At 69.3% G+C, this 10,000-nt stretch carries 11 protein-coding genes; 9 read left to right on the top strand and 2 right to left on the bottom strand.

The window, feature by feature from the left end:
• The 4 genes from IO39_RS42910 to IO39_RS42895 all read left to right on the top strand — a co-directional run.
• The coding region (locus IO39_RS42910; RefSeq protein WP_043637311.1) for a fibronectin type III domain-containing protein at positions 1-1,490 on the top strand (1,490 nt) is incomplete at its 5' end.
• Complete coding sequence (locus IO39_RS42905; RefSeq protein ID WP_157549790.1) at positions 1,441-1,692, top strand: hypothetical protein; 252 nt, start codon at positions 1,441-1,443, stop codon at positions 1,690-1,692. The genes IO39_RS42910 and IO39_RS42905, both read left to right, overlap by 50 nt.
• Positions 1,693-1,779: 87 nt before the next feature.
• Positions 1,780-4,326 (top strand): fibronectin type III domain-containing protein, encoded by a 2,547-nt coding sequence (locus IO39_RS42900; protein ID WP_157549788.1) that lies wholly within the window; start codon positions 1,780-1,782, stop codon positions 4,324-4,326.
• 10 nt (positions 4,327-4,336) lie between these two features.
• A complete protein-coding gene (locus tag IO39_RS42895) occupies positions 4,337-4,762 on the top strand; it encodes a hypothetical protein (protein WP_043637303.1) in 426 nt (141 codons plus the stop codon).
• Positions 4,763-4,931: 169 nt separating this feature from the next.
• Here IO39_RS42895 and IO39_RS42890 read toward each other — a convergent pair whose 3' ends face one another.
• Positions 4,932-5,387 carry a peptidase inhibitor family I36 protein gene (locus IO39_RS42890; RefSeq protein WP_043637300.1) on the bottom strand — a complete coding sequence of 152 codons (456 nt, stop codon included), beginning with the start codon at positions 5,385-5,387 and terminating at the stop codon, positions 4,932-4,934.
• Between the two features lie 347 nt (positions 5,388-5,734).
• On the opposite strand from IO39_RS42890, the gene IO39_RS42885 reads away from it, so the two are divergent.
• The gene (locus tag IO39_RS42885; protein WP_084774537.1) at positions 5,735-6,751 is read left to right on the top strand and encodes an ArsR/SmtB family transcription factor; all 1,017 of its coding nucleotides are present in this window, start codon (positions 5,735-5,737) and stop codon (positions 6,749-6,751) included.
• A 14-nt stretch (positions 6,752-6,765) separates the two neighbouring features.
• Here IO39_RS42885 and IO39_RS42880 read toward each other — a convergent pair whose 3' ends face one another.
• Complete coding sequence (locus IO39_RS42880) at positions 6,766-7,506, bottom strand: hypothetical protein (protein WP_043637297.1); 741 nt, start codon at positions 7,504-7,506, stop codon at positions 6,766-6,768.
• A 123-nt stretch (positions 7,507-7,629) separates the two neighbouring features.
• Between IO39_RS42880 and IO39_RS56400 the strand changes: the two genes are divergently transcribed.
• From IO39_RS56400 to IO39_RS42860, 4 genes are all read left to right on the top strand, one after another.
• Positions 7,630-8,211, top strand: coding sequence for a hypothetical protein (locus tag IO39_RS56400; RefSeq protein ID WP_169789223.1), 582 nt, complete (start codon positions 7,630-7,632; stop codon positions 8,209-8,211).
• Entirely contained in the window at positions 8,114-8,854 is a 741-nt protein-coding gene (locus IO39_RS53695; protein WP_169789222.1) for a pentapeptide repeat-containing protein, read from the top strand. The genes IO39_RS56400 and IO39_RS53695 overlap by 98 nt, the downstream gene beginning before the upstream one ends.
• Positions 8,855-8,934: 80 nt before the next feature.
• Complete coding sequence (locus tag IO39_RS42865) at positions 8,935-9,294, top strand: hypothetical protein (RefSeq protein WP_043637284.1); 360 nt, start codon at positions 8,935-8,937, stop codon at positions 9,292-9,294.
• An 89-nt stretch (positions 9,295-9,383) separates the two neighbouring features.
• The gene (locus IO39_RS42860; protein ID WP_043637282.1) at positions 9,384-9,824 is read left to right on the top strand and encodes a hypothetical protein; all 441 of its coding nucleotides are present in this window, start codon (positions 9,384-9,386) and stop codon (positions 9,822-9,824) included.
• Positions 9,825-10,000 lie beyond the last annotated feature (176 nt).

The following is a 10,000-nucleotide window of genomic DNA, read 5'->3' as shown; positions in this document are numbered from 1 at the left end:
GTGTCAAGGTCGGCGACGACCAGACCGGCACCACCTTCACGTTCGCGGGCCTGGTGGAGGGCCGGACGTACCTGATCGAGGTGGACGCGGCCGCCGCTGATGGCCGTTCCGACCGGCTGCAGCTCCAGGTCACCACCCCGGACGTCACCCCGCCTGCCGTCCCGGCCGGGCTGGAGGTGACGGGCAGGACCAGGACCACGCTCACGGTGTCGTGGTCGCCGGCGAGCGACAACGTCAGCGTGGCCGGGTACGGCGTCTATCTCGACGGGGTCGCCCAGGGCGGCGACCAGACCGCCACCAGCCACACCTTCACCGGGCTTGTCGCCGGCCGGGCGTACGTGGTGGAGGTGGACGCGGCCGACCCGTCCGGCAACCGGTCCAGCCGCGCCCAGGCCACGGGGCGTACGGCGCCGGACCATCCGCCGGCGGCGCCGCCGAACCTGCGTGCCACGTCGGTGGATTACACGACGTTCTCGGTGGCGTGGGACGAAGCCTCGGACGAGGACCCGGTCACCGGGTATGACGTCGCCCTCGACGGCGACGTGGTCATCGTCGACCAGCCGGAGCGAACCGCGACGTTCGAGGGCCTGGTGGAGAACACCGACCACCAGGTGCGGGTGTGGGCCGTTGACGCGATCGGGCAGCGCACGCAGGTGCCGGCCGAGCTGATCGTGCGGACGCTCGACGACGCCCCGCCCACCGCGCCCGTCCTGACGGTGGAGGCCGGGGAGGAGACCATCACCGTCGCCTGGACCAGCTCGACGGACGACTTCGGTGTGGTCGGCTACCGGGTAGACCTCGACGGCCAGCCGGTCCACTCGACGCCCGGCATGGATTACACGGTGGACGGCCCCGTGGTGCGGCGGCACACGGTCACCGGGCTGACTGCCGGCGTCGACTACGCGGTGCGGGTGGCGGCGCTCGACGTGCTCAGCCAGGAGTCGGCCGACAACACCGTGACCGTGAGCACGCGGCCGGTGGCGTACATGCCGATCGAGTCGCCCGTCTACCGGATCGGCTCGTGGGCCGGGAACGTCCGCGATCAGTACGGCGTGGACTGGGTGGTGGAGGAGGCGAAGGGCTGGTCGTCCACGCCGCCCGTCCGGCCGCGTCTGGCCCGTCTCGGCGGGGTCGATGGGGCGTGGGAAGGGCGCGTTGCGCCCCGGGCGGGGGGGGGTGCGGTGGGTCACGAGGGCCCCGCCGCAGGATCTCGGCTCGTTGGCGTTCTCGTGGTCGTTCACGGTCAAGGCGACCGATCCGCGCCGGTACGCGGTTACGCCCGTCTCGGCGACGGCGACGGTCGCCGCGCTGCCCGGCCAGGCGTCGTTGACGTTGACGATGGCGGGCACGTATCCGCAGATCCCGGCCCGGATGCGGCTGTACGGGCCGATCCGGGATTGGACGATCACGCACGAAGAGTCGGGGACGGTGATGCGGGCCATGACCGGGTCCAGCTTGCCCGCCGACCCCCAGTACAGCCTCAGCTTTGACCTGGCCACGCGGCAGGTGTGGGCGTACGTGCCGCCCGAGATCTGGCCGGTGCCCCGCCCCGGCCGGCCGGCGGTGGCGCACCTGCCGGCGTGGTTCATGCTGCTGCGCGGCGTGAACACGCTCACCCTGGCCGGCCAGCCGCTCGCCGGCGCGTCCGGGAGTCCGCGGCTGGTGGTGGAGGCGTTCGACGCCTGGGTGTGACCCCCGCCGGCCTGGAGCGACGTTAGCCCCCCGATTCGGGATGATCCGCCGCGCATCTACCCACATCGGCCATCGGGGGGCGGCTGTATGGGACTTGTCCGGATGGCGACGCCGTACACGACTCAGTCGGCGTCCAGTTCGCACACCTACTACTTCGGCAGCGTCGGCTACGGCAACCGCATCGTCCTGTTCGTCAACTCCTACTCCAGCGTCAACAGCATCTCGGGCGGCTACACCGAGCACGAATGGACGCGGCACACCTTCGGCATCCGCATGCTGTCCAAGCTGAGCTTCGGCGGCGACTCCAGCGTCACGGTCAGCCTCACGGACTCGACGGACCGCATCAGCATCTGGATGTACGAGCTGTCGGACGCGGACGTCTTCTACGGCTCCGGCACCGGCCTGACGTCCAGCTCTGCCTACTACGGCGCGTCCGATCTGCCGGACGGGTGCGTGTCGCTGATCGGCTGCGCCGTCTACGTGACGGGCAGTGACAGCTCCGTGGCGTCCTGGCCCAGCGGCTACTCGCACAAGGGGTACGCGTTCCGGGACTGGAACGACGGCGCCGTCAAAAGGGTGTACTCCACCACGGCCGTGGATGAGTTCGCGTCCGGGTCGGTGTCGTGGTCGCAGAAGTTGATCACCGGCCTGCCGTCCGCCACGCCGAACTACGCCTGGGCGGCGGGCACGTGGGGGCCGAACCCGGACGAGACGCCGCCCTCGGTGCCGGGGAATCTGCGGCTGACCGGCATGACCCCGACGTCGGTGACGGTGGCGTGGGACGCCTCCACGGATGACGTCTCCGGCGTGGCGGGCTACACGACGTACATCAACGGCGTCTCCAAGGGCACCACCAGCTCGCGCACGGCGACCTTCAGCGGGCTGACACCTGGCGTGTCCGTGACGATCCAGGTGGACGCCTACGACTACGAGGGCAACCGGTCGGAGAAGGCCGAACTCGTGGTGACGCCGATCAACGACACCACGCCGCCCGTCCCGCCCGTGGTGAAGGTGACCGGGCTGGGCGCGGGCCGGATCACGATCGGCTGGGACACCCCGTTCGACCAGTCCGCGGTCGTCTCGTACGGCGTCTACTTGAACGGCGTCAAGAAGGCCGACCAGGCGGGCCGCAGCTACACCTTCACCGGGTTGACGGCCGGCGCGGTCTACACGGTGGCGGTGGACGCGCTCGACTTGCTCGGCAACCGGTCCGCGAAGGGGTCGCGCACCGTCAAGGCGCAGGCCGACACCACCCCGCCGACCGTGCCGGGCGGGGTCAGCGTGGTGGCCACGGCCAAGACCGCCATCACTCTGGCGTGGAACCCGTCCACGGACGACAACGTGGGCGTCACCGGGTACGGCGCCTACCTCGGCGGGCTGCTCATGGCCGAAGTGCCGTCCCGCGTCTACACCTTCACCGGGCTCACCCCCGGCGTCACCTACTCGGTCGGCGTCGACGCGACCGACGAGCTCGGCAACCGGTCCGCCCGGGTCATGCTCCAGGCCACCACCCTCCAGGACCTCAGCGGCGCCGCGCCCCCGTACGAGTACGTGCTGTACGACTGGGACTCCCACCTGCCCTTGGACTCTCTGCCGCTCCAGAACGTGTCGTTCGAGATCACGCTCGGCGGCACCGGCATGCTGAACGCCGACATCCCGCTGTACGACGCCGCGTACACGATCGGCCGGATCGCCGCGGCCACGCGGCCGGAGCGGACCATGATCCTCGTCTACCGGGGCGAGCAGCTCGTCTGGGGCGGCCGGATCGTGGACCCCCAGGACTACGACAGCGAGACCGGCGTGCTGAAGATCAGCGCGGAGGAGGTCATCGCCATCTACGGCCACCGGTACGTCGCCTTCACCGGCCCGCGCGCGGGGACGATGGCCGACACCGAGATGACGTGGCTGCTCGAACACGCCAGCGCGGAGGCCGACCGCAGGTGGCTCACCCACGAGGGCGTGGCCGGCACCGGCAGCCCCGTGGACCGCGAGTACCGGGCGGAGGACTTCGCGACCATCCTCGACAAGGCCACGGAGGTGGCGGCGGCGCCGGGCGGGTTCGACTGGTACGTGCGTCCGGGCTGGGACGCCGTGGCCGACCGGCCCCGCTTCATCCTCCGCAGGATCAACCGGGACTCCCCACCCGACACGGGCTTGACCCTCGAGTACCCGGGGTCGGTCAGACGCTTCCGGAGGTCCACGCGGCGGGGGCTGGCCACCAGGACGTGGGGGCAGTTGCGCAAGCCGGACGGCGGGGTGCTCCTGTCGTCGGTCACGCGGACGGACCTGCTCGCCGAGGGGTGGCCGCTGATCGAGCAGGCCGAGACGTTCGACGGGCTGACGAGCCAGGCCGCGCTCGACGCGGAGACCCGGCGGGCGTCCGACGCGAGCGGCGGGGCCAAGCAGCTGTTCGAGTTCGACCTGGCGATCACGCCTGATGTGCGGTGGTGGCAGTGGGAGTTGGGCGGCATGGCGCGGGTGGTGGTGACGGACCACCTGTATCCGGCGCTGCCGGACGGGTCGCCGGGCCTGGACCGGCCCATGAAGATCGTCAGCTTGAAGGTGCAGCCGGACTCGGATGAGGGCGAGCTGGTGACCGTGACGACCGGCGAGCACACCGTCGCCGCGGACTGAAGGGGGAGCGATGGCGAAGATCGCGGCTGGGGACCTTCAGCAGGCCGACCTCGTGCGCATGATCTCGGACCTGCGGGCCCGGGTGAAGGCGCTGGAGCTGCAGGCTTCGGTGCGGACGCTCCCGTTCGTGGCGGTGGCCGACAGCGTCAGCTCGACCACGTTGACGCGGGTCGCGTGGACGACGTTCCCGCGCTCGGGGAGCGCGGTGTCGGCGGACGTGTCGCTCACCCTGTCGGGGGCGTCGTCGGCCGAGGTGCAGCTGCGTGCGGACGGCCAGCAGATCGACTCGCGGACGGTGACGACGTCGGGGACGGTGACCGTGTCAGGGTTCCTGCCGGAGCAGTGGGCGTTCGGCGCGCGGAAGGTGGTGGACGTGCAGGTGAAGGTGAACGCCGGTTCGGCGGCCGTGGCGGTGGTGGCCGGCTCACATCGATAGCTGGCGGCTCGCTCAGCTCTGCGGCCGCGAACTCCATAGTGCTGCAGAGCGCAGGGTGGGAATTCTGCCGGAGAAGCCTCGGCCTGCTCTCGGCTGCATGGGGACAGGCGAGCGAGGCGGTCATCGGCCCAGGTGCTGGCGTAGACCACCTCGCAAGCATGCTTGATGGTCAGCAGTCGATCCGGATACTGCTGGCCTGGTTACGGTGGCCGTCGGAGAGGTTCACGCCTACCCCATTGTTCTCGATCGATCTCATGTAGTCGTTCGCCGTGCTGTTGTAGTACAGGTGGATCGTTCCCCCTCCTCTGTTCCGGACAGACTCGATGTTGTTGTCGAGCCATGATCCGGACAGGTTGTAGTAGCCACCGCCTGTGCACTGGGGCGCATCCCATCGGGAGCCGCTGCCGTTGAGTCCCGCCCAGAAGCAGCCGTAGCCGTTCGGGCAGTCGCTGAAGGCCAGCACGCCTACTTCACTGGCGCGCACCGGGACGACGCGGATACTCTCCCCCTTCTCATTGACGAGAACGATCGGCTGGTCTGCGGCGGAGCTCGTGGCCGACGACGGGGCCGCCAGCCCGAGTGCGGCGACGACCATCGCGGCGAGTGTGACCAGGATCTTTCGCATTTGTCTCCCCTGTTGGTAATCGACTAAGGACCCGCGCATCAGTGATCTACGAACCGCGTGCAGGGTCAGAACGAATCGCGATTCACACAGTGCTCCAGTTCGGTGGATTTCACCTAAAGGGTTTCGATCTGAGTCGAAAGCGCCAGGCCGCAGCCCCTCTGCGCTGTGTTCCTGCCTGCGAACAGCAGAGCCCACCTCGCCTCCGGATCAAGGGGCTCAATTTGCCGTGCCGCAGGCCAGGTGTCAGGATCATTGCGGCCGTTATGGAAAGAACGGCTAATCCCTCAATGATCGCGATAAGCAGATAGCACCCATCCTTGACAGGACAAGCACCTTGGGAAGGGCGGATGCGCATTCATTTCACCCGTGCTGATCTCGCACGTACGCACGTTGTCGAAGGACCAGATGTGATGTGGGAGGTGTGCGGCAGCCTGCAAGCCCTGCAGGGCGGCTACGGCAGGAGAACTTTCGGGACGTGGTGCCATCGGGTGCGCCGTGACCTGCACCGCACGCACCTGGCGGGACCAGTCGGCGGACGCCTTTTCCCGGTCGCACCGCACGCTGCCTATTACCCTGACCTGCTCACCCCCGTCGAAGGCACGCTCGGCCTGGAGGAAGCCTTAGAAGCGATCCTGAGCACGCCCAGGAGCCGACTACGCCAGGAGATCGACCTGCTTGGCGGAAACGGGCCCGGGCACGGCGCCTGGCTGGACGATCTTCGTTCAGCCCGAACAGGCGCGCTGGTCGAGCTCGCCGACACCATGCGCGCTTATCATCAGCTCGCGGTGAGGCCGTACTGGCCGGCCATCCGCGCTCGCGTCGAAAGCGACATTGGTCGCCGCCGTCAGGCCCTACGCGAGGGCGGCGTGAACGGTCTGCTCGGCAGCTTCCACCCGATGATGCGCTGGCACTTCCCGGTGCTGGAGATCCCTGGCCATCCTTCCGACCGGGACATCCACCTGGGCGGACGCGGGCTGCTGCTAATCCCTTCCTATTTCGCCTACCTGCATCCGGCCACCATCTTCAATCCCGACCTGCCGCAAGCCGTCGTCTACCCGGCAGGCCGCGTCCCAGAGGCATCGCAGGCGCGACCTGGAGCTGCTCTGGGTCGGCTGCTCGGCGAGACCCGCGCTGCGGTGCTCCAGGCAGTGGCTGTCGGCGGCACGACGAGCGATTTGGCCCGGCGCCTCGGGGTATCCCTGTCTACGATCAGTCACCACATCGCTATTCTGCGTGACGCAGGACTGATCATCAGCCAGCGCAATGCCGCCGTCGTGCTGCACACACTCAGCCCGGTGGGCGCGGCACTTCTTACCAACGGCAAGCGGCATATCGATCGGGGCAGAACGACGGACACGCGCTGAGCCTCGATCGTGGGTCAGCGTCGACGGCGACGTCTGGGCCCGCGGGTGACGGTCTCGTTGCGGCCGTGGACGTCGCGGCGGGTCCGGTGCGGCTGCACGTGAACCTCCTCGGCGTAGACGGCGGCTTCGAGGATCATCTTCTCGACGTCGCGGCGGGCGTGCTTGTCGATGGCCATGCGGGCGATGACGCCGCCCGGGATGCGGGGCGGGTGCTCGGGCAGGCCGCTGGCGGTCAGCCGCATCCAGAACGCCATGCCGCGTTCGCGCTGTCGCTCCGGGCCGGGGAACTCCTCCTCCACCTGCGCACGCAGGGCCTTGACGAACTCGACCACGGCGGGGCCGGTGGCTTTGCGCAGGTTCTCCCACCTGGTGGCCACGTCTTCCGGCAGGTAGAAGCTGACCTTCTTGTGCACGGGCGAGTTCTCTCGGGCGCCGAACCGTCCGATGTCGATCTGGGCCTGGCGGGAGGCGTGGGCGTAGCGGGCGACGTCGAGCGGTTCGGGCGGCCGGCGCATGTACCGGATGACGGCGGTGGCGATGACGTCCGACAGGGAGCAGGGCGGCCGGTCGTCTAGGTTGAAGAACTCGCGGAGCAGGCCGCCCTTGTGCCGGGCGCCGGGCAGGGGCCGGTCCTCGGCCAGCCGGTCACGCCACCGGTTGAGGGTGGCGGCCTGGCTGTCGGTGAGGTTGCCGGTCGTGTAGTGGATCAGGACCGGTTTTGTCTCTTCGTCGGGCGTTCGGTCAGAACTTTCCACGCGGGAAGCACATCGCTCCGCGGGCGGCCGCGCAAGGGGAACCGCCGAATTCGTGGCCCGGCAGATGACCAGGATCTGCCATCGGCTCGCCGCGGCCTGCCTGCGTGGGCTTTTCTGAGTCCTGTGAGTAGCCGACGCATTCGTTTGCTGCGGGCGTTAATCTGGATCACGCCCCTCCTGATCGTCACTGTCGTGGTGACGGCGGCCCTCCATTTCCTGGCTACGGTGCCGGCGTCGTCGTGGTGGGCTCCGGTGCTGGAGATCTTGCCGGACTACCTGGTGCCTGAGTACGGCACAGCCGACCTGCCGCCGGTCCTGCTGACGATTCTCGGGTGCGCGCTTGCCGTGGCGGGGGGCGTGCGGTGGGTTCTCGCCCGGGTGCGGCGAGCAAAAACTCTCCAGGTGCCGGCCCTCACGCCGGAAGAGCTGGAGCGGCTCACCCCCAAGGAACGCCTCGACGTCCTCCATGCCAGCCGTGGGGCAGCCGCGCAACGCCTCACCGCGTGGGGCGTCGTCTTCGGGCTGGTGTTCACTGCTGGTGGCCTCATCTACACGGCCAGGACCTTGGAGACGGCGCAGGCTCGGTTCCAAGAAGCGGGAGGTGCGGGTGGGGGCGATCTACGCGTTGGAACGTCTTTCGCGGGATTCCCCTCGCGACCATCAGACGATCACCGACGTTCTGGCGGCCTACGTCCGCGAGCATGACCCGAGGCCGGAGACGAAGTTCCCCAAGAAGGGGCCGCCCCCGCCTGCGACGGACGTGGCGACGGCACTCACCGTGCTCGCCCGTAATCCGCCCGACGACGAAGTATATGAATGGGGTTGGCTGGACCTGGCCGAAGTGCGCATTCCGCTCGCCCAACTCGGGGGAGCTGACCTGCGTGGGGCCGTCCTTACTGAGGCCGATCTGCGCGGGGCCAACCTGGGCCTGGCCGAACTGATCGAGGCGGACCTGACCCGAACCGGCCTGCACGGGGCCGACCTGCACGGGGCCGACCTGCACGGGGCCGACCTGACCGGGGCCGACCTGACCGGGGCCGACCTGACCGGGATCAACCTGCACGCAGCCAACCTGCGCGGGGCCAACCTGACCAAGGCCGAACTGCTGATCGGGGCGGACCTGACCTACGCCAACCTGTACGGGGCCGACTTGCAGGGGGCCGATCTGCAGGGGGCCGACCTGCGCAAGGCCGACCTCCGCAGGACCGACCTCCGCAGGACCGACTTGCGCGGGACCGACTTGCGCGGGACCGACTTGCGCGGGACCGACTTGCGCGAAGCCAGAGGACTCCCCGACCGCGAATGGTTCGAGAGGAACGCCTTGGTGGACTCCGCCACCAAGTTCTGACCAACCTCCGTGGCGACGTAAGCCCGGTTTGTCCCTATCGTGCCGCCCCGACATGGGCCCGAGCGTGTTGGGGGTGCGGGATGGCCGACGAGCAGAATGAGCAGGCGTGGGTGGCCGGGCAGGTGGCCGATGTTCGGCGGATCGCCGAGGTGGGGTTCACCGATGTGCGCGGTCAGCTCGCGCTCATCCGGCAGGGCCAGGAGCAGAACGAGCGGCGGCATGCGGAGTTGGCCGCCACGGTGGCCGAGAACCACCGGGCGGTGTCGGAGCGGCTGGACGATCACGCGAAGGCGATCCAGACGGCGGCCGAGGAGCGGGCGGCCGAGCGGTCGAGGGTGCAGACGATGGCGGACAACGCCAAGAAGTTCTCCACCTGGGTGCCGATCGTCGTGTCGCTGGTGTTCGGCGTCCTGGGCATCGTGCTTAAGGGAGGGTTCTGACAGGGCTGTGACCTGGGCCGGGCGACGTTAACCCCCTCGTCGTGCACCATCCCGGCCCGGACAGTCCGAATCCTTCCGAAGGAGCCGACATGGTTCACCGTCTTCCTGGCGTCTCCGACGCGCTGCTGCGCGCGGGCCGCTCCCTGCTCCAGAACATCCTCTCCGTGGCGGTCGTGGCCGGCGGCGGCGCGATCGTGACCGCAGGCGAGGCGACCGACGCGGGCACCCTGGGTGTGGTCGGCGGCCAGGCCGCGCTCGCCGCGGTGCTCGCCTACGTCTACAACCGGTTCAAGCCCGCCGGTGCGCCCGGTGTCGGCGAGGTGCCACTGCGCGCCAACCGCTCCCTGTGGCAGAACGTCCTGTCGGGCGCGATCGTCGCCGGCGGCGCGGCCGCGGCTGGTGTGGCGTCGGGTGATCTGAAGACCATCGGTTTCGCGGTGGCTCAGGCGGCCGGGGCTGCGGTGGTCTCCGCGCTGTACAACGTGGTGCGGCCCGTGAAGCCTGTGGGGGCGGGGTCTTCGACTGTGTGATTCGGCGCCGGCGTGCCTATCATGGGGGCGCACACCCGGCTCCGGCCGGGATGGGGACCTAAATTCCTGGGGCTCCGTGCTTGTGTGCGCGTCCCGCCCTATCCGAGGGAAGGTCGCAGCTCCCGTTTGAGGTTGGGATGGGGGCGCGCACACCAGGCTTGAACGTGGAAAGGGCT

The sequence above is a fragment of the Nonomuraea candida genome (genome assembly GCF_000725485.1).
Taxonomy (GTDB): Bacteria; Actinomycetota; Actinomycetes; order Streptosporangiales; family Streptosporangiaceae; genus Nonomuraea; species Nonomuraea candida.
This window is presented reverse-complemented; position numbering and strand designations above follow the sequence as displayed.